The 19519-nt window shown below is 40.2% G+C and carries 19 protein-coding genes; 18 read left to right on the top strand and 1 reads right to left on the bottom strand.

The features are described from left to right. Window positions 1–17 precede the first annotated feature (17 nt). The 13 genes from KA717_07000 to KA717_07060 all read left to right on the top strand — a co-directional run bounded on the left by KA717_07000 (window position 18) and on the right by KA717_07060 (window position 13857). Window positions 18–1298: an ISKra4 family transposase gene (locus KA717_07000; GenBank protein ID UXE64576.1), complete on the top strand. Its 1281-nt coding sequence runs from the start codon at window positions 18–20 to the stop codon at window positions 1296–1298. Window positions 1299–1682: 384 nt separating this feature from the next. Then, window positions 1683–2630: a HAMP domain-containing histidine kinase gene (locus tag KA717_07005; GenBank protein ID UXE62502.1), complete on the top strand. Its 948-nt coding sequence runs from the start codon at window positions 1683–1685 to the stop codon at window positions 2628–2630. Window positions 2631–2643: 13 nt separating this feature from the next. Then, window positions 2644–4338, top strand: a complete 1695-nt coding sequence (locus KA717_07010) for an AarF/ABC1/UbiB kinase family protein (protein ID UXE62503.1) — start codon at window positions 2644–2646, stop codon at window positions 4336–4338. A gap of 168 nt (window positions 4339–4506) precedes the next feature. Further along, window positions 4507–5607 (top strand): biotin synthase BioB, encoded by a 1101-nt coding sequence (bioB, locus tag KA717_07015; protein ID UXE64577.1) that lies wholly within the window; start codon window positions 4507–4509, stop codon window positions 5605–5607. After that, window positions 5591–6247 (top strand): biotin transporter BioY, encoded by a 657-nt coding sequence (locus KA717_07020; GenBank protein ID UXE62504.1) that lies wholly within the window; start codon window positions 5591–5593, stop codon window positions 6245–6247. Before bioB ends, KA717_07020 begins: the two co-directional genes overlap by 17 nt. A gap of 75 nt (window positions 6248–6322) precedes the next feature. Beyond that, on the top strand, window positions 6323–6790 hold the full coding sequence (gene lspA, locus KA717_07025) for a signal peptidase II (GenBank protein UXE62505.1): 468 nt from the start codon (window positions 6323–6325) through the stop codon (window positions 6788–6790). Between the two features lie 538 nt (window positions 6791–7328). Beyond that, the gene (locus KA717_07030) at window positions 7329–7523 is read left to right on the top strand and encodes a transposase (protein UXE62506.1); all 195 of its coding nucleotides are present in this window, start codon (window positions 7329–7331) and stop codon (window positions 7521–7523) included. A 17-nt stretch (window positions 7524–7540) separates the two neighbouring features. Beyond that, window positions 7541–8716, top strand: coding sequence for an IS4 family transposase (locus tag KA717_07035; GenBank protein ID UXE62507.1), 1176 nt, complete (start codon window positions 7541–7543; stop codon window positions 8714–8716). Continuing rightward, window positions 8676–9056 carry a hypothetical protein gene (locus KA717_07040; protein ID UXE62508.1) on the top strand — a complete coding sequence of 127 codons (381 nt, stop codon included), beginning with the start codon at window positions 8676–8678 and terminating at the stop codon, window positions 9054–9056. The genes KA717_07035 and KA717_07040 overlap by 41 nt, the downstream gene beginning before the upstream one ends. A 413-nt stretch (window positions 9057–9469) precedes the next feature. Then, window positions 9470–10588, top strand: coding sequence for a DUF4297 domain-containing protein (locus KA717_07045; protein UXE62509.1), 1119 nt, complete (start codon window positions 9470–9472; stop codon window positions 10586–10588). Between the two features lie 44 nt (window positions 10589–10632). Continuing rightward, entirely contained in the window at window positions 10633–11151 is a 519-nt protein-coding gene (locus KA717_07050; GenBank protein UXE62510.1) for a hypothetical protein, read from the top strand. Beyond that, window positions 11151–13100: a hypothetical protein gene (locus KA717_07055; GenBank protein ID UXE62511.1), complete on the top strand. Its 1950-nt coding sequence runs from the start codon at window positions 11151–11153 to the stop codon at window positions 13098–13100. The genes KA717_07050 and KA717_07055 overlap by 1 nt, the downstream gene beginning before the upstream one ends. A 559-nt stretch (window positions 13101–13659) precedes the next feature. Beyond that, entirely contained in the window at window positions 13660–13857 is a 198-nt protein-coding gene (locus KA717_07060) for a DUF2283 domain-containing protein (GenBank protein UXE62512.1), read from the top strand. Between the two features lie 468 nt (window positions 13858–14325). On the opposite strand, the gene KA717_07065 is transcribed toward KA717_07060, so the two are convergent. Then, entirely contained in the window at window positions 14326–15138 is an 813-nt protein-coding gene (locus KA717_07065; GenBank protein ID UXE62513.1) for a hypothetical protein, read from the bottom strand. Between the two features lie 99 nt (window positions 15139–15237). On the opposite strand from KA717_07065, the gene KA717_07070 reads away from it, so the two are divergent. The 5 genes from KA717_07070 (at window position 15238) to KA717_07090 (ending at window position 19440) form a co-directional block, all read left to right on the top strand. Beyond that, on the top strand, window positions 15238–16068 hold the full coding sequence (locus tag KA717_07070) for a class I SAM-dependent methyltransferase (protein ID UXE62514.1): 831 nt from the start codon (window positions 15238–15240) through the stop codon (window positions 16066–16068). Between the two features lie 130 nt (window positions 16069–16198). Beyond that, window positions 16199–17395: a Coenzyme F420 hydrogenase/dehydrogenase, beta subunit C-terminal domain gene (locus KA717_07075; GenBank protein ID UXE62515.1), complete on the top strand. Its 1197-nt coding sequence runs from the start codon at window positions 16199–16201 to the stop codon at window positions 17393–17395. Between the two features lie 9 nt (window positions 17396–17404). Beyond that, window positions 17405–17734, top strand: a complete 330-nt coding sequence (locus KA717_07080) for a DUF433 domain-containing protein (GenBank protein ID UXE62516.1) — start codon at window positions 17405–17407, stop codon at window positions 17732–17734. A 114-nt stretch (window positions 17735–17848) separates the two neighbouring features. Next, a complete protein-coding gene (locus KA717_07085) occupies window positions 17849–18289 on the top strand; it encodes a DUF29 domain-containing protein (protein UXE62517.1) in 441 nt (146 codons plus the stop codon). 104 nt (window positions 18290–18393) lie between these two features. Next, window positions 18394–19440, top strand: a complete 1047-nt coding sequence (locus tag KA717_07090) for an ATP-binding protein (protein UXE62518.1) — start codon at window positions 18394–18396, stop codon at window positions 19438–19440. The last annotated feature ends 79 nt before the right edge of the window (window positions 19441–19519 follow it).

Genomic DNA, 19519 nt, shown 5'->3' on the forward strand with positions numbered 1-19519 from the left:
ACAAAGAGGAAACAATGATGACAGCAAAACTAATTAATGTAGAGGGTTCAAAGATAAAAATAGAACTAACATTAGAACTCAGTCGTTCAATGTTGGATACAGAAATAAATATTCAAAAAGGCTTAAACGAAGTAGGTTGCATCGCCAGCAAAGAAGCCTTGAAATATTTAGATACAGATGGTTCACCCTTAAAAATCGGTGAAGAAATCTGGAAGAGTAAGGGAGAGCAACCGAAAGAATATCAAACACCTTATGGTGAGGTTATAGTGAATCGTCATGTATATCAGCGTTCAGTAGGAGGAAAAACGTATTGCCCCTTAGAAAGAGAAGCAAGGATAATCATAACATCAACGCCATTATTGGCAAAACAGGTATCCTCAAAAATGTCAGGGATGGCAGGCAAAGAGGTGAAAAATGATTTATTAGAAAATCATGGTAGAAAAGTAGCGCTATCCTATATCCAAAGATTGAGTGAAGCAGTAGGAAGTGTGGTACAGGCAAAAGAAGAAGCGTGGAGTTATGCCCCGCCCAAGGAGGATAGCCAAATTGCAACAGTGGGAATAGGATTAGATGGAACCTGTATGCTGATGTGTGAGGATGGCTACCGTGAAGCAATGGTGGGAACCGTTTCCCTATACGATAGTGAGGGAGAACGTCAACATACAATCTATCTAGGTGCGGCACCAGAGTATGGAAAAAAGAGTTTTCTAGAAAGATTAGAAAGAGAAATTGAGCGAGCGAAAAAACGTTATCCAGAGGCAACATTGGTCGGGATAGCAGACGGGGCAGAATCAAATTGGAAGTTTTTAGAAAAGCAAACGGAAGAACAGATATTAGATTTCTATCATGCCTCTGGTTACTTAGGTGCCTTGGCAGAAGCGTTGCATCCGAATACAGTGTCAAAACAAAAAGAATGGTTGACTGAAAATTGTCGAGAACTCAAGCATGAAAAAGGAAAAGCAGGAGAACTGCTAAATCTGATGAAAGAAGTCAAAGAAGAAAAAAGTCATTCTAAGAATCTTACCGAGAAACTACAAGCGGCGATTACTTATTACGAGAATCATCAGCATCAAATGGATTATGCTGAATACTTAGAGAAAAAGTATCCGATTGGTTCAGGTGTTACGGAAGCAGCTTGTAAGACGTTGGTCAAACAACGATTATGTTGTTCAGGGATGCGATGGAAGGAAAAAGGAGCAGGAATTATTTTGAGCCTACGAGCTTTGGTATTGACCAAGGAACGATGGAGTCAATTTTGGGCAAAACTTGATCAATATGGGTTCCCTGTAGAACCCTGATTACAACAGCTTTTATCAACTAAAGGTCGCACCCCTTTGGACAGAGGGAAAGACAAGCCTTCTATCGACAACCGCCCGTTTTTGGCATCAACCCTGGGTAGAACGAACTAAGTTCAGTTCCGTATCTGTATTGTCTCATCCCCTGGCGACTGGCTCTAGGAAGTGGAAATTAACCCAGGAGATGGGTGCGACCTTCATATGATACCTTCTCGACTCTGGAAAATTCTTGCCTAGCAAAGCTTTCATCGAATCCACTCAAAAATCATGTTGTGAATTAGCAACAACCAGAATCCTTACGCAGCAATAGTTTATCAATCAGAGGTCGCACCCCAGGAGATTACCTTAGTTTCTGGGCTCAGTTTACGAACAGAATTCCAAGGGAGCATGAATGGCATGATTATTCTTGGCTCCTCAAAGGCAAGGTATTGGTCAGAGGAAGAACAAGATTTAAAAGAGATCCAGGATGCTTTGGCGATCGCTTATTACATTATCCAAACCCAAATGACGATTCCAACCCGTAGTCTAGGCTCGGAGGAAAGTCCCCTTTTTCGTGTTTGGATCGAGGCCACTCGCCAACAGTTAGAACAGCAACGACAATGGAATCAGCAACTGATCCATAATATTGTCACCATCATGAGCGATCAGACTCGTAATCCTTTAGCGACGATTCGGATGGGGATTGAGATGCTGCGGAAACGTCCCCCTTCGCCCGAAGTTTTAACCCAACGGCTAGACATGATGGAACAGCAATGGCGCAAGTTAAACGATATCAATGAAAAAATCCTCCAGTTACGAACCCTTAAATGTGATCAGAACAGTTTGGTTTTTCAGTCTGTTAACCTGATTGCTTTTCTAGAAAGTTTTCTAACCCGTTATCAAGAAGAAGGAGCGGCGATCGCTTCTAGACGGCGGGAGATCAAAACCAAATGGCCGGAGGAGACTGTTTTCGTGAATGTGGATATCAACTGTCTTAAGAAAATTTTGCAAGAGCTAATAACGAATGCTGAAAAATTCGCTTTGCCCCACACTCCGATTCAATTAGAAATTCAAGACCATTTAGAGACAGACTCGAATAAGGTGACAGTGTACTGCCGTAATTTTTCCCATCATATCCCCCCGAAACATCTAAAATATCTTTTTGATCCCTTTTACCGAGAGCAGTGGACAATTGATGACGCGATTCCAGGCATTGGCTTGGGGTTAACAATCGTTAAAACGCTGGTCGAACAACTCAATGGTACGATAGATGTAATTTGCGAACCCACTGATAGCCCTGATTTTTGTTCTATTATTTTTGTATTGGTTCTTCCCCAAAAAAGCTTGGCGAAATAATTCCTCCGGTTCTATGGTGATTCAGTTCCCTCCCGATCAATCTGTGTTGTGGCAAAGGGTTTCTGATTCTCCCTGGCAGCGACAGTTAACCTTGATGAAAGTGGCGATTACCTTTGCCGCTTTTTTGTTGTGGGATTCCTGGCGAGGCGATCGCTCTTCTGCTCAACGCCAACGTCGGGCTAATTGGTTAGTGAACCGTTTACTCGAATTAGGGCCAACTTTTATCAAAATTGGGCAGTCCCTTTCTACCCGTGCCGATTTAATTCCCCCAGAATATATTCAGTCCCTGAGTCAACTACAAGATCGAGTCCCTCCTTTTGATTCCCAAACGGCGATCGCGGTCATTGAAACCGAACTGAATCAGCCTATCGATCAGCTTTTCCACTCTTTTGAGCCTTTTCCCTTGGCCTCTGCTAGTTTAGGGCAAGTCCATCGTGGCATTTTACCGACGGGCGAGGCGATCGTGATTAAGGTGCAGCGTCCGGGGCTAGAGTCCCTCTTAAACTCCGATTTTGAAATGTTGCACCAAGGCATACGACTAGCTAAACGATGGCTACCTGGCTTTAAAAAATTTGCTCAAAAATATGATATCGAAGCCATTTATCAGGAATTTTTTGGGCTATTATTTCAGGAAATTGACTATATCCACGAAGGCAAAAATGCTGATCGCTTCCGTGTTAATTTTAGTGATTATCCTCAAGTTAAAGTTCCGATTATTTACTGGCAATATACTACTCGCAAAGTTCTTACCCTAGAATATTTACCTGGCATCAAAGTGGATGATCGAGAAACCTTAAATGCCCAAGGTATTAATCTCGATCAAGTCATTCAGATCGGCATTTGTTCCTATCTCAAACAATTATTATTAGATGGTTTTTTCCAATCCGATCCCCACCCTGGTAATATGGCGGTCAATCCCCAGGGCGATCTGATTTTCTATGATTTTGGCACCATGGCAGAAGTAAAAACCATTGCCAAAGATCAAATGATTCAGACCTTTTTTGCGATTTTACGTAAGGATGGGGACAAGATCCTAGAAACCTTGCTCTATATGGGGTTGATTGAACCAGTCAGTGATATGAGTGCGGTCAAACGCATTATTAATTTTCTGTTAGAAAACTTCCGCGAAAAACCCATTGATGTCAGAGCCTTTGAGCAAATTGGGGATGAAGTTTATCTGATGTTCCAACAACAACCTTTTCGTCTGCCACCTCAGATGACCTTTATTCTTAAATCTCTGACCACTTTAGACGGTATCGCCCGCGCTCTCGATCCCCATTATAATTTGATTGCAGCGAGTCAACCCTTTATTCAAAGTGTGGCTACAACTAGTCCGAAAGCCTCTCTATTCGCTACGATTATTCAACAAGTCCAAGGTTTTATGATGGCTCAATTTCAACGTCCCAACCGAAGTGAGCAGTTCATGCAAACGCTAGAGGGAAAAATTGAACGGGGGGAACTACAATTTCGGATTCGCTCCATGGAAAGCGATCGCCTCTTAAAACGAATTCATCTGGCGATCAAAAGTTTAATTTATGCCTGTTTAACCGGTTTTACGCTGCTATCAGCCTCGGTTTTAGTTTCCACGATTTATGTCAAATGGGCGGTAATGGGATTTGGATTAGCCGGATTATTCAGTTTATTTCTGCTGCGTTCTTTAATTCAATTAGCCCTTCAGGAACGAGTTGATAACATGATTAACAAATAACTGTATTGATTGTAAATTAATTTAACATTATTAAAATCATGAACTTTTATCAATAACTGGACGAGTTCAGATCCTGATTGAGGCAGATAGAGTAGATTGGTCAAGAACTTAAAGCTGGATCAGTCCAGTGATAAAATACAGATTAATTGTCAACGACAGGTTCGGTATATTAACGTGGTTACAACATTTCCCCCTTCTCCCACCGTCACAGTTTCTTTCGAGCCACCTTCAGGGTTAGAGGCTTTAAAATCTTGGTTAGCAGACTTGGCGCAACGGATTATTGGGGGGGAAAGGCTAAATAAGGAACAGGCTTTGGCTCTTAGTCGCATCGAAGGGCAAGCAGCGATTTTGTTACTCTGTGAAGCGGCTGATCAGATCCGTCAAGCTTGCTGTGGCAACGTGGTTGATCTCTGTAGCATTATCAATGTCAAGTCTGGTAACTGTTCTGAAAATTGTGGCTACTGCTCCCAATCAGTCCATCATCCCAACCCCGATTCCCCCATCTATGGACTCAAAAGCCAGTCCGAAATTTTAGAACAGGCCAAGGCCGCAGCCGCAGCCGGGGCAAAACGCTTTTGTTTAGTGAGTCAAGGTCGTGGCCCACTTTACAACAGTCCCAAATCCCAGGAATTTGCCACGATTTTAGAGACAGTGCGTCAAATTGTAGAGCAAACTGACATTAAACCCTGTTGCGCTCTAGGGGAAGTGAGTTCAGAACAGGCCGAGGCTCTACGGGAAGCAGGCGTAACTCGCTATAACCACAATCTAGAAGCGTCAGAAAGTTTTTATCCTGAAATTGTCACCACCCATAGCTGGCAAGATCGGGTACGCACGATTAAAAATCTGAAAGCGGCGGGAATTCAAGCCTGTACGGGGGGAATTTTGGGGATGGGGGAAAGTTGGGAAAATCGCATTGATCTGGCCCTGGCTCTACGGGAGCTTGAAGTGGAATCCGTACCCTTAAATTTGCTTAATGCCCGTCAAGGTACACCCCTCGCTGATCGCCCCCATCTGGATCCCTACGAAGCCCTGAAAGCGATCGCCATTTTTCGTTGTATCTTACCGGAGCAAATCCTGCGTTATGCCGGAGGACGGGAAGCCATTATGGGAAGCTTACAAAACCTGGGATTAAAGGCTGGTATTAATGCTATGTTGGTAGGAAATTATTTGACGACCCTGGGCCAACCCGCAGAACAGGATCGTGCCATGTTAGAGTCCCTCGGATTAGTTGGGGGAGACGCGCCCATTCCCGGTGAATATCAATCCTGATCCCAATCTTGCCAAGTCTGACAACGATACACCTTCTCCCATGAAGGTATCCTTTCCCCTGGAAATGCTTTGGGCGGCGATCGGCCTGCTTTTAACCATTTTAAGCACGTTTGTTGAGGCCTTTATTACCAATCCGCCCTGGGAGTGGATGAATAAGGGCATTTATTCTCATTCTCTAGGGATTACCTACCAAATTGGGGCCGTTCTTCTAACAGGCTGTCTGGGCGGCAAGAATGCTGGTGCTCTTTCCCAGGTGGCTTATATTCTGTTGGGGTTGGCTTGGCTACCGATTTTTGGTCATGGGGGAGGCTGGAATTATTGGCAGGAACCCAGTTTTGGGTTTATTTTAGGATTTGTGCCAGGGGCTTGGCTGTGCGGCTTTTTGGCTTTTCAGGACAAAGCTAAGATCGAAGGTTTGGCCTTTAGTTCCTTAGCGGGGCTAGGGGTGATTCATGGCATTGGTATTTGCTACTTAATTTTTCTAACCCTGGCAAAAATTCCCAGTCCTCCTATTTTGACCTGGGAGAACTTGCCAACAGCAATTTTTAATTTTTCTCTGGTTGCCTTACCCGGACAAATTATTCTGGTTTGTTTGAGCGCAGTCTTAGCTTTTTTTATTCGTAAATTACTTTTCTATTAACTTTGAGAATCTTAATTGAGAGTATTATTGTGAGTGATTTTGGCAAGCGTTGATAATAGATTAATTTAATCAATAATGAGAAAAAAATCTCTATTCTGGTTAGTGGCGATCGCTGGTCTATTTTTAGATCAAATAACTAAACACTGGATAGTCGGTCATCTTCAACAACCTGGAACCACCTTGCCACTAATTCCAACTATCTTTCATCTTACCTATGTCTTAAATTCAGGAGCCGCCTTTAGTGCTTTTCGGGGTGGATCAGGTTGGTTAAAATGGTTATCTCTAGGGGTGAGTATTGGCTTAATTATTTTTGTTAGCAGAGTCCCTAAAATATCTCGACTCGAACAGTTTGCCTATGGTTGTATTTTAGCCGGAGCCTTGGGCAATGGTATAGACCGTTTTCTCTGGGGACAGGTGGTTGATTTTTTAGATTTTCGATGGATTCATTTTCCAATTTTTAATGTAGCTGATATTTTGATTAATATGGGAATTATCGGATTGTTAATTAGTAATCTTCCACGCCGTTATAAGGTAGATAATTAGGGCTTGCTGAATAAGTATAGAACCCTTGCCAGATAATGCTTTCAAGCATTTTAAAAACGATCAGGTGCAAGGTTATGGCCTTTGGAGGCTCAAAGCCCATGCACGTCGTTGGAAAACTGGGGGTTGAAATTGGAAACTACTCTCTGAAGTCACCATTTTTCGCCTCCTGTGGCATCTAGGTTCGTTTTGTGGACTTTTTCAGCAGACCCTAATTAGGCAATTTTATTCTAGGAAAAGCAAAGTGAATTGAATATGAATTGGACTTGTTTAAACCGTTTTGTTGAAATTAAGTCTCCCTGGTTAACACTGATTGGAGAAAAATGGCAAGATGATCAACCTGACTTTTCCCGTTAAGTCCAAAATCCAGCAATGCAAACTTCTAGAGGCTTTATCTGGCAAGGGTTTGAGTAATGATTCTCTTGACAGGAAAAAAATATTCTGAAGCCATCATCCCGCTTATCGTTCAAATTTCAAAAACAAAGGATGAAGGGAGTATGAGACTGTAAAATGGAGAAAATCTTAAAGGGCAGGTCAAAAAATGTTGGAATGGTGGACAAAAAACTTTGCCAGTTGTGAATTGGGAGACGAGAGGCTAAACAATCGTGCCTTCTCGATTGGGAAAAAGTTAAGTGAGGGGTTTGGAAAAGCCTTATCAGAAGTGTTTAAGGGAGGAAACGAGTTAAAGAGGGCCTATGAATTTTTGGGAATCCGAAAACAGACTTTGTCAAGATAATAGAGCCGCACTGTGAAATGACAACTGCCGCCGTAGAAGAATATAAGATAATGCTATCAGTCGGAGATACGACCTTCTTAGATTATCGCAATATCAAGGAAAAAAGGGAAGGGTATGGGCCGACTGGAAAAGGAGGGAATGGATTAATACTGCATAGTGCTTTAGCAATTGAGCCAGAAAAAGGACAAGTATTAGGTTTATTATGGCAAAAACTGTGGAATAGGGAGGTAAAAGAAAAGCCCCCAACAGATGAAACGGCGAAGCAGAAAAAAGAAAGACAGAAAGAACAAAGAAAAGCAGCTCGTCAAAGACCATTTGAGGAAAAAGAATCCTACAAATGGGTAGAGGCTCTAAACACCTGTGAGAAACAGGTAGAAAGTTCAACGAGGGTAATTCATGTATTTGACAGAGAAGGAGATGTTTCAGAAGTCTTTGACTCAGTGCGTCAACTCAAGCATACAGGAGTGCTGGTCAGAGCGTCTCATAATCGTAGTTTAGACAAAAATAGTGAACGACTTTGGCAACATTTGGAATCAGAACCGATTCGTTTTCATCAAGAAATCGAGATTCCGAGTACAGGAAAAAGAAAAGCACGGAAGGTTAAGCTTGCCGTCCGATTTTGCTCAGTTAATCTACGAACTCCCTATCGTTTTGATAATCGTGACCCGTTGAATGTCTATGCTGTTTATGCGACAGAAATCGATTGTCCCGAAGGCGAAACTCCTTTATCTTGGATGCTTCTGACTACAGAAGTTGTTGAGACTATTGAGATGGCTGTCACTATTCTTCGTTGGTACACCTACCGATGGCGGGTTGAAGAATTTCATAAAGTCCTTAAGTCTGGTTGTCAGAGTGAGCGTTATCGACTTGCCTCTGATGGAATGAAAACTCTTTTGGGTTTTTTAAGTGTCATTGCTGTTGAACTTTTACACGTTACTTATCTTCATCGTACCCAGCCCGATGCTCTCGCGATTGAAATTCTTAATCCTCTTCAACTTCAGGTGTTAAAAGCAGCCGCCTCTCAAAAACTTCCCCCTATTTTGACTGTTGCTTGGGCTGTCGAGTCTGTTGCTTTTCTTGGTGGTTATCTTGAACATCGTCGTAAAACTCCTCTCGGTATCCAAGTCCTTTGGCGCGGTTGGTTGAAGTTGCATGACCTTTGCCAAGGCTGGCAGCTTGCAATCCGCACTTAACGGGAAAAGTCAGGATGATCAACAGGCTACTTTAGAGTATTGGCGAGTAGAAAAAGCTGACTCTTTGATTATTCTGCCGATTCAGAAGGCCAATGTCGATCTCTCGCCATCAAGCCAGGATCGTTTTTTATTACCAAGGTCTTTCTATCGCCCAGGTCTTGGCATAACAACCCTCGATTTTCCAGGGGGAAGATTGCTGCCCGAACAACAGCCCGAAACCCTTATTCCTCAGATCTTGCAGCGAGAATTAGGCATTTCTCCTGAGCAAATCACCGAGTTATCTGTTATTAATGCTCAGCGATCGCCTATCCATTGTCTATTCAAAACGCCTGTTAATTGATAGTTGATAATTGTCCATTGAAAACGCGATCGCCCTCTCTCATCTCTAATATTAAAAAGCGAATCGCCCCTTCCCTTCTCATTCCCAAAAGCGATCGCCTTTCCATTCTCCCCGTGTTTAAAAGCGATCGCCTTCCTTTCCCATTCTAAAAAGCGATCGCCTTCCTTTCCCATTCTAAAAAGCGATCGCCTCTCCATTCTTCCCCATTCTAAAGAGCGATCGCTGCTTAATAGGTCGTTATTAAAACAGCGATCGCCTTTCCGTTTTCTGGGAATTCAAGATTGTTGAATCCTGCGATCCTTTAAAAAGAGACAAGCTGTGGATATTCGTAAGAAAAAAAATTGATTATATTTCTCTCGATTGTTGTATAGTTGATCCTGTTATTGTGCATTTTGCTGGAGTTTTCTGATTCTATGCCCTCATACCGTGATTTAGAACCGATTGAGCGTGGCGGTGAGATTAGTCGTATTGGGCTGGAGTTTCAGGATCATGTTGCATCTGGTTACTGTATCGAAATGCTTCAAAATCCACATCTGGTAGAAGTATGGTGTGAAAGTTTGGATGATATTACACTTATCCGTCGAAATGGAGACATTGAAGAATTTGAATTCGTTCAAGCAAAAAGCAATCAACTTAATCACTTATGGAGTGTTTCTGAGCTATGTAAAAGAAAAAAATCAAATGTAGGTAGTTCGATTCTTGAGAAATCCTTGGCTAATGAGCGTGCAAAAGAAGCGGTTTGTTTCCGTATAGTCACTTGTTTGGGAGTTAACAAGGAGTTAGAAATATTGACATTTCCATTAAATTCACCAAAACGAGCAGGCGATGCTTTAACAGGATTGTGCCAGAGTATTGCTGAAAAAATACCGAATTATACATCTCCAAATGGCAATGGTACTGACTTTTGGTTATCTCGGACTGTCTGGGAAATTCGTTACTCGTCTAAAACAGTAGAAGACGCAAATATTCGGAAATTACAGACAGTTTGCGAAAACATGAATTTTTATTTGGTTGCAGACCAATTAGCTGAGTTATATCAAAAAATTCTCCGAAAAATTCAAGATGCGGGTAAAGCAGAATGGCAATTTGATCCAGAAGCCAAAAAGATAAAACAAAATGATTTCCGAGAATTGATTAAACAATGGTCTGGCCAGTCCCAGCATCCAGGAATTGGCGGTAAGGGGAATAAACTTCGTGAAAAAATGGAGATAGCGAGGATTTCGTCGGGTTTAATTGAAACAGCCCAAGAACAAAGAAGATTTTACCGAAGCCGTACTCTAAATCCAAGCTATATGGATTTATCAAAACGTGAGGAACTTGAAATGGAGACTCAAGCTCACCTACAATGTTTAAAAGCTCAATTAGATGCTGGGGCGTTAAAGGATACAGGGGTTGAGTTTCATAGTCGCTGTCTAGAGAGCTTAAAGCAAATTCAAGCTAACACAGAAAATGTACCTCTTTCCATTTTGCAAGGATATATGTATAACTTAACGGAGCGGTGCTTGCATCGCTTTACGAGGGAGATGTTATGAAATCTATACATGAACTTGCTGAAGTCCCCGCAGGCGTATCACTATTGGCCGATGACATTGTAGAATTTCATGCAGCAAGGATTCTTTTGTTGATAGAATTGTGTGGCAAAACAGATCGCGCTCATGGTGTAACCAAAATCGAGGGCTTAACAAAATTAGCAAAACTAGATTTTTTCGTAAGATATCCTCACCTTTTTGATAAAGCTTGTGCGGTGACTGGTGAAGGGGTTCGTTCCTTCTCAACTTCTATCGAATCCAGTATGGTAAGGCATCATTATGGGCCTTGGGATCATAGATATTATGAGATTCTTGCCTATCTAAGAAGTCGAGGTTTAATTAAAATTAAAAAAGAAAAAAATACCTATAATTATCAGTTAACTTCCATTGGAAAGGAGAGAGCCAAGCAATTAAGTGAGCAATCCTCTTTTCGCAGTTTATGTGAACAAATGCGCCGTGTTAAAAAAGCCTTTGGCTCAAAAAGTGGTTCATACATAAAAAACAAAATTTATGAAATTTTCAAACAAGAAGTTGAACAAAAATCTTTAGGAGAGGTTATTGAGTGATGACTACAAAAACTTTAGTAATAAAACAATTAAGTCGTTTTCCGAAAACAGGTGACTTTGATGAATTAAATTTTGAATATGGAGTTAATATTTTAGTAGGAGAAAAAAATACTGGGAAAACTCAGTGGCTCCGAATGCTTGATTTTTTAATGGGTGATCGAGAACCAGTAGAAAAAGCCTTTGACGAAGTATTGGTCGAGAAATATGATTCTATTAAAGGAGTTTTCATGGTTGGCGATGAAGAATTGATCCTAGAGCGACATTGGAAACAATCTGGAAATAAAGGAAAGGTCTTTGTTAACAAAATGCCAATAATAGTTGATAATTTTTCATCGCATCTGTTATCTCTTCTTAATATTCCTACCTTACATTATCCAGAGGGTAATCCCCTGTCACCTCGTACATGGCCAGAACTTAGTTGGCGCAGCTTGTTTCGTCATATCTATCGTCAGCAAAAATCATGGGGAGAATTAGTTAGCAAGCAGCCCGATGTTCAGCAACACGCCTGCTTATTGTTGTTTCTTGGCATTGCTGAAAATCAATTTTCTTCACAATATCAAAAATTATCAGATAAACAGAAAAAACTCTATAAATTACAAGCGGGAAAAGAAGAATTTAGCAATATGCTAAATCAAATATCAAGAGAACTTTTGAGCGAGCAAAATATTAACTCTCACATTCCTATAACGGAAGATTCAATTAACTCTGCTATTGACAGTCTTGATGCCAGAATGATCAGTTTGCTTAACCAGCGTGATCAAGTTCTCACTTCATTACAAAATAATGTTCTAGAGGAATTTTCTCCAGAAAGGACAATTATTTTTGAGCAATTAAGTAATAAATGGGCACGGCTTCAAACTAACAGAATTGAAATTTCATCTCAAATTAAAAACACTCAATCTCGTTTGCGAGAAATGGAAGAATATAGTGTAAAGATAGAGGATGAATTATCTCGAATCGAGCGTACTAAAAGTGCAGGTGAGATTTTTAGAAATTTACGGGTAACGAATTGTCCCGTTTGTGAACAGAGTATTCGCCCTAACAACAAGCCATCTAATTCCTGTTATTTATGTGGACAGACAATAGAAATTGACCTTGATGAAAATAAAGGAAGTGAACAAAGGCTTGACTTTGAAATTGAGCAACTTTGTTCTGAAAATGAGGAGGCAAAGGAATTAGTAACGCTAATTGAGGATGAACTGACAAGCTTAATTTCCGCTCAACGTTTCATCGATGAGGAGCTTGCTAGTATTCAAGATCAAATGAAACCTTTACAAGTTGCAGCATCTGTGATCTTACCACCTGAAATATCTGAGATTGATATGGAGCTAGGACGAATTCAAGAATCGAAAAAACACCTTGAAAGAATCAAAGGAGCTATTGAATTACAAACAAATTTGTCAGAGCAAATTGCTCAAATTGATAGCGAAGTGATCGAATTAGAAACTGAAGTAAATAAGTTACTAGATGACATTGACTTTAAAGAGTCTAGTTCCTTTTTTATTGAAAATATCAATCAGTATTTAGAATTGCTGAATCAATCTAATAACAATTCGTGGGATCAAGGGAAAGTAAGCCTGCGTTTAACAGATAAAAATTTTAGTTTTATCACAGCAACTAAAAAAACTATCGCAGGAGTAAAAAAACAAAGTAGTATCGGTGACACGACAATCCTGTATTTTTTGCCAGCCTATAATTACGCATTATTATCACTTTCTAATGAGATGCAATATCATTATCCAGGTTTAAGCATTTTAGAGTTTCCTGCAAGTTTTGCAGATGATTCTGACAAAGAAGAACTCAAAAATCACGAAAATTTCATTCTAGAGCCTTTTATTGATTTACTCAAACAGCCCGATATGAAAAATACTCAACTTATTGCTGTTGGTAGAGCGTTTGAAGGTTTACAAGGTGTTAATCAAGTTAAATTAACTCATAAATGGATTTAAAAATTAAGCCGTGGTTGCAGTTTTCAATAAATAGTTGTTAACCATTTATTATCAACTATCTGATGATCGCGTTTTCAATGGACAATTATTCACTATCAATTAATCCGCGATCTGTAGGAACTTAATACTATTAAGTCCTCTTACTTTTGTCACAGAAATTAAGGATTTAACAGTGTTAAATCCCTACGGAATGGAGTTGCGATCTCGTTTTAAATGGATAACTATCAACTATTCATTATCAACGATCAATTATTCACTAATCGGCGATCGCATTTTCAATAGATAATGGACAATGATCAATTATTTATAATGTTCAGTGTCAAACCTTGAAAACAACCTCCTATTTTGACTCCACGAGAAACCGCCCAGATCGTTTGTTCATAAAAGACGAATGGATTACTTTTGTTATAGAAAATCCCGAACGAATTCAGATTCAGATAGATGGTAGAATTCGGATATGGGCAAGAATTATAGAAGCCGAGGGAAAATATCTTCGTGTTATTCTTCTCCCAGATCGTGAAACCGTTCACAACGCATTTTTTGATAGGAGATTTAAGCCATGAAACTTCAATATTTTAAAGATACTGATACCCTATACATTGAGTTCAAAAATGTGGATATTGTTGATACCCAAGACCTTGATGAAAATACTTTGCTAGAGTTCAATGAACAGGGTGAGATCTGTGCAATTACAATGGAACACGCTAGTCAAAGAGCCGACCTTAATCACCTCACAATGGAAGGAATTGCTGTATAAATGAGCGATCGCGTTTTCAATGGATAATGGACAATTGACAATGGATAATTATCAACTCTTCACTATCAATTATCAACTTTTCACTATTAACTATCAATTAATCTGCGATCGCTGCTAAAGTTGGATTCTTTTATCTTTTTAATTCCACAAAATTTTCCAAATTTTACTTTTTGGATATTACTCAAACAAGAATAGACCTCTTGCCAATTCAAGAAAGTCCCCCTTTTTAAGGCTTCGGCCTTGAGTCAGCCGAACGGTGGATTTAGGGAGATCAAACGCTATTGTGCCAGAAGTCTATTGAATTCCCCTACTTCAGGAATTGTTTCAGGTTCATAGGCAACTGATAATGATTTTCTCATGGCTCAAGCCTCTAAACCTAGTATAACAATTAATATGACTCAAGCAGACAATAGCAAAACGATAACCAGTTTAATGGGGAATAAATCTTGTCTCCAAAGCCTTAAAAGGTTAGCGTAAAAATCCCTCCGATGGACTTTGGCAACTTCCTAATTCTCCTGATTGGCGGCTATTATTATCCAGTAAACAGAGATTACGAATTTCATAAATTTCTAATTGATCTATCCGCATATTGTAAATTGCTTTTTGTAAATCGGTAAGATTACTAGGAGAACTATAGGGAAAATAATCAATGGCTCTAACTAGCAGATCTTTATTGAAAGGAACAATGAGTTTCTGTCCATTACTCTGTCTGGTTTGAATTAAATCGGCAACCATGCCGACTCGCCATTTTCCGGTACCAATGGATTGAGGCGGATCAAGGCGTTTAATTTGTAACTGGGCTGATATTTTTTGAGTGGGAGAACTGGCAAAAACTTCGGGTGGAGTCATGCCCGCAATTTCCCTTAAAAACCCTTTGCGAAAATCTTCCGAGAGGGCGAAACTGGCCACCCAACTATTGGTCGAAATTTTTTGATTGCCGCCCTGGGGAGTGGGAATAAAAAGCCCCTGATCCCGTTGGGGTTTACTGACCTCTTCTAGGCTTTGAGCCGGTAGCATTCCCGACCAGTTAAACATCAGCGTCATGGTTTGATTGACAAAGTGTCGAATCGCTTCTGGTTCTCTGAATAAAGGATCTGCAAGCAGGGGGCGTTGTCCGGCGACAAGTTGAACAAAATTGGCCGGTTGTCTCAAACTCAATTGACGAATTCTGATGCCTTGAATAATTAAAATGAGTAAAGCTAAGGCGTGTAATGCTAAACCCGCGATCGCCAATAGACTTAACAAACTAATGCTTTTCTTTTTCTGTTGTAACAAACTCATACTGTCTTAATCTTTGCAACAGGATCAGGTTAAAATCGCCTCAATAGCAAAATTCGTTAAACTATCCCCATCAGTTTATTGCAAGAGAGCGACTTTTTCATGAATTATAATGACCTGAGTCTCGCCATTGTTAGTTATGCCAGCACCAGTTTAGAAGATCGCAAAGATTGGTATTCTCCCGCCGCCGATGCCTATAACCAAGTTAGACCGTCTTATCCTCAGCCCTTTATCTCGCGAGTATTGGCGATCACGCCCCTCACAGCTGATTCAAAAATTCTTGAGGTAGGTTGTGGCCCTGCCACTGCCACAGTCGCCTTCGCGCCCCTAGGGGCCAAAATGCTTTGCCTAGAACCCAATCCTCACTTTTGTCGATTAGCTCAAACTAATTGCCAAGCCTACCCCCAGGTTAGCATCAAAAATCTTTCCTTTGAAGAATGGCCGTTAGAATCAGACTGCTTCGATGCTGTTTTAGCGGCTAGTTCTTTTCATTGGATTCCGGCTGAAATTGGTTATCCCAAAGCAGCCCAATCGTTACGAGCAAAGGGTCATCTCATTTTATTGTGGAATAAAGAATTACAACCATCCTACGATGTATCTCTACTTTTATCAGAGGTGTATCAAGTTCATGCCCCCTTTCTTGATCGCTATGAAGATCAGGAAACTCAGGAAAAAATCGTGCAAGGATTAGGGCAAATTATTACTGATTCTGGGCAATTTCAAAAAGTTGTTCAGGGAACTTTCTGGTCTGAGGTTGTTTATACCATTGATGAATATTTGATGCTTTTAAATACCTATTCTCCTTATCTGAAGTTAGAAGCGGAACAAAGGGCCATTTTATTTGAGGCTCTGAGAGAAAAAATTGAGCAAAACCTAGGAAATAGTCTGCCGCTCTCCTATCTATCCGCCTTTCATGTTGCCAAAAAACGTTAGATACTAGTAAACAGAAAAGCAAATTCTTCTTACTTGCAGCCTGGGGTTCTCCCCAAGAATTCCGTTCTAGGATACCGTAAGAGAAGATTGTCTATTCTTAAAAGCCTTTCTGTAACCCTGCTAAATCACCATGACCGCGATCGCTCCTCACCAAAAAGCCAAAGCCTTAAAGCCGAATAGCCCCCGTCCTGCCAAAGCTCTCTGTAGTGAGTGTGGTCTATGTGATACCTACTACATCCACTATGTCAAAGAAGCCTGCGCTTTTTTAAATCAGCAGATTGCCAGCCTGGAAACCCAAGCCCATGGCCGTAGTCGGGATTTAGAAAATGAGAATGATCTGTATTTCGGTGTACATCAGGAAATGATGGCGGCTAAGAAACAGCAACCCATCCCTGGGGCCCAATGGACGGGAATTGTGAGTACTTTGGCCTGTGAAATGTTAAATCGAGGTTTAGTAGAAGGGGTTATTTGTGTTCAAAATACCAAGGAAGATCGTTTTCAGCCTCAAATCGTTATAGCGCGATCGCCGGACGAGGTTTTAGCTGCCAAGGTGAATAAACCGACTTTATCTCCTAATCTTTCCGTATTAGAAGAAGTGGAAAAATCGGGAATAAAACGATTGTTGGTGATTGGGGTCGGTTGCCAAATTCAAGCCTTGCGAGCGGTAGAGAAATCCTTGGGATTGGAAAAGCTCTATATTTTGGGAACGCCCTGTGTGGATAATGTTTCACGGGAAGGGTTGAAAAAGTTTTTAGAAACCACTAGTCGATCGCCGGAAACAGTGGTGCATTATGAATTTATGCAGGATTTTCGGGTGCATTTTAAACACGAAGATGGCTCGATGGAATTAGTCCCCTTTTTTGGCTTAAAAACTAACCAATTAAAGGATGTGTTCGCGCCTTCCTGTATGAGTTGTTTTGACTATGTGAATTCTTTGGCAGATTTAGTGGTGGGTTATATGGGCGCGCCTTTTGGTTGGCAGTGGATTGTGGTTCGCAATGAGACGGGGCGTGAGATGTTAGAGCTAATTAAAGATCAGTTAGATGTCCAAGCAGTGAGTTCGGAAGGCGATCGTAAAAATGCGGTGCAACAAAGTATTCCGGCCTACGATAAAGCGGTGACATTACCCATGTGGGCAGCCAAATTAATGGGAGTCGTGATCGAAAAAATTGGGCCGAAGGGTTTGGAGTATGCCCGTTTTAGTATTGATTCCCATTTCACTCGGAATTATCTTTATGTGCGTCGTAATTATCCCGAAAAATTAGCGGCCCATGTGCCAGAGTTTGCAAAAAAAATTATCGCTCAATATAAATTACCTAAAAAGTAAATGAAGAAAATGTTACTTGTTCCTACTACTTTCTCTGTTCCTCTAAAGACTGATGCTAATGGTGTTATTCGCGTCAATCAAACTCGTATTACGTTAGATACTGTCGTTACTGCTTTTCTGGAAGAAGCGACTGCCGAAGAAATTCGGGAGCAATATTCATCGCTGGAACTTGCTGATATTTATGCGGTTCTTAGTTATTATCTACAGCATCAAACAGAAGTTAATGCTTATCTTTTAGAGCGTCAAAATCTTGCTAACTTTATTCAACAAGAAGCCGAAAAACAATTTAATCCTGTTGGCATACGCGATCGCCTATTAGCAAGAAGGACACAAGTTTAAGCAAACATGGTGAAATTTTTAACATTAAAGAAACTGATAGATGCTTTGGCGATCGCCCTTAGTATTTATTTAACATTAATATTGAGATAAACAAAATTTGATCAGGAGGGGTCTATGTCAATTACCTATGATAAAGATTTAACAATCTGGGCAAAAGATACGGCTCAACTTTTGCGGGAACGTTGTTGGGATGCTATTGATTGGGAACATTTAATTGAGGAGGTTGAGGATTTGGGGAAAAGTGAGCGCAGTGCGATCGCCTCTCAAATGGAACGGATTATGGTGCATCTTCTGAAGTGGCAATATCAACCCCAACGGCGATCGGATAGTTGGCTTGATTCTATGAATGATGGGCGATCGCAAATCCGTCGTAAGTTGGAAGATAGCCCTAGTTTACGAAGTTATCCCCTACAAGTTTTAGAAAAAGAATACACAAGAGCGCGTCGAGAAGCGGCCCGACAAACTCATTTGGAAATCAATCTTTTTCCTGAATTATGTCCCTATCTCATTGAACAGGTTATGGGAGATTGGTTGCCTGGTGATGATCTTCAATAGTTCCCAAATCCATAGAGTATAGGACTTGGATAACAAGCCTTTACCTTAAATAAAAAAGAAGTCCTAAAAAAGAAATTTACTTTCTCAATTAATTATCTGAAAACATGAAAAATATTAGATTTACTAACCTCGGTCAAATCAAAGAAGCCGATATAAATTTCGGTGATTTAACTTTATTTGTTGGCCCTCAAGCTACGGGAAAAAGTATTTTATTGCAATTAATAAAATTATTGCTTGATAGTCAAGATATTGTGAATAATCTTAACAATAACGGTTATGACTGGGAAGAAAATACCGATGAATTTTATGAGCTTTACTTTGGGGAAGGAATGAATAATATTTGGAATAATAAAACAGAAATATATTTAGATGAAACAAAGTTTGATTCGGGAGATTTAGCTTCAGATTCAGACTTTTATTATGGGCAACAACTTTTTTTAGTACCTGCTCAACGTGTAATTGCTCTTGAAAATGGATGGCCTCGTCCGTTTACAAGCTTCGACATTGGCGATCCCTATGTAGTTCGTTATTTCAGTGAATCACTAAGATTAACAATTCAAAAAAGTTACATTAATTACGATACACATGAAGAGATAAAGAAAGCAATAGAAAACAGTATTTTTCATGGAGCATTGATAGAGGTAATAGTTACTGGAATGCGTAAAAGAATTCATCTTAATATTGATGGCAATTCATTCCCTTTTATGACTTGGTCAGCAGGACAACGTGAGTTTATGCCTCTACTGTTAAGTTTTTATTGGTTAAACTCTACACCAAATGATGATTTAGAATGGGTAGTAATTGAAGAGCCAGAAATGGGTCTCCATCCCCAAGCAATTTTATGTGTAATTCTAATGTGTTTAGAACTTTTAAATCAAGGTTACAAATTAATAATTTCTACTCATTCTCCTGTTCTTCTAGAAGCAGTTTGGGCAATTCGTTTTCTGCAACAAGAAAATTCTGATGTTAAATATCTTTATCAACTTTTTAATTTAGAATCTTCTGAATCAATGACAGAATTATTTGAAAATATTCTCAAAAATAAAACATTTTCAACTTATTACTTTGATCAACAAAAAGACGGTGTTTATGTGAAAGATATTTCATCCTTAGATCCAGGTGACTTAGATGACGCGATCACGGAGGACTGACAAGTTTTAGTAGTCGAGCTTCCGAAGTTGTATCCCAAGCGGCTCAGGAGAAAGCATGAGTTTTAAGACTGCAATTGAT

It is taken from the genome of Woronichinia naegeliana WA131, assembly GCA_025370055.1.
GTDB classification, from domain to species: domain Bacteria; phylum Cyanobacteriota; class Cyanobacteriia; order Cyanobacteriales; family Microcystaceae; genus Woronichinia; species Woronichinia naegeliana.

Excerpts from the sequence above, each read along its gene's own strand:
- KA717_07030 (UXE62506.1), top strand. The coding sequence starts at position 7,329 with ATGTTGGAATGGTGGACAAAAAACTTTGCCAGTTGTGAATTGGGAGAC.
- KA717_07055 (UXE62511.1), top strand. The coding sequence starts at position 11,151 with ATGACTACAAAAACTTTAGTAATAAAACAATTAAGTCGTTTTCCGAAA.
- KA717_07065 (UXE62513.1), bottom strand. The coding sequence starts at position 15,138 with ATGAGTTTGTTACAACAGAAAAAGAAAAGCATTAGTTTGTTAAGTCTA.
- KA717_07090 (UXE62518.1), top strand. The coding sequence starts at position 18,394 with ATGAAAAATATTAGATTTACTAACCTCGGTCAAATCAAAGAAGCCGAT.
- KA717_07075 (UXE62515.1), top strand. The coding sequence starts at position 16,199 with ATGACCGCGATCGCTCCTCACCAAAAAGCCAAAGCCTTAAAGCCGAAT.
- KA717_07045 (UXE62509.1), top strand. The coding sequence starts at position 9,470 with ATGCCCTCATACCGTGATTTAGAACCGATTGAGCGTGGCGGTGAGATT.
- KA717_07060 (UXE62512.1), top strand. The coding sequence starts at position 13,660 with ATGAAACTTCAATATTTTAAAGATACTGATACCCTATACATTGAGTTC.
- KA717_07070 (UXE62514.1), top strand. The coding sequence starts at position 15,238 with ATGAATTATAATGACCTGAGTCTCGCCATTGTTAGTTATGCCAGCACC.
- KA717_07000 (UXE64576.1), top strand. The coding sequence starts at position 18 with ATGACAGCAAAACTAATTAATGTAGAGGGTTCAAAGATAAAAATAGAA.
- KA717_07080 (UXE62516.1), top strand. The coding sequence starts at position 17,405 with ATGTTACTTGTTCCTACTACTTTCTCTGTTCCTCTAAAGACTGATGCT.
- KA717_07010 (UXE62503.1), top strand. The coding sequence starts at position 2,644 with ATGGTGATTCAGTTCCCTCCCGATCAATCTGTGTTGTGGCAAAGGGTT.
- KA717_07035 (UXE62507.1), top strand. The coding sequence starts at position 7,541 with ATGACAACTGCCGCCGTAGAAGAATATAAGATAATGCTATCAGTCGGA.
- lspA (UXE62505.1), top strand. The coding sequence starts at position 6,323 with ATGAGAAAAAAATCTCTATTCTGGTTAGTGGCGATCGCTGGTCTATTT.
- KA717_07005 (UXE62502.1), top strand. The coding sequence starts at position 1,683 with ATGAATGGCATGATTATTCTTGGCTCCTCAAAGGCAAGGTATTGGTCA.
- KA717_07040 (UXE62508.1), top strand. The coding sequence starts at position 8,676 with ATGACCTTTGCCAAGGCTGGCAGCTTGCAATCCGCACTTAACGGGAAA.
- KA717_07085 (UXE62517.1), top strand. The coding sequence starts at position 17,849 with ATGTCAATTACCTATGATAAAGATTTAACAATCTGGGCAAAAGATACG.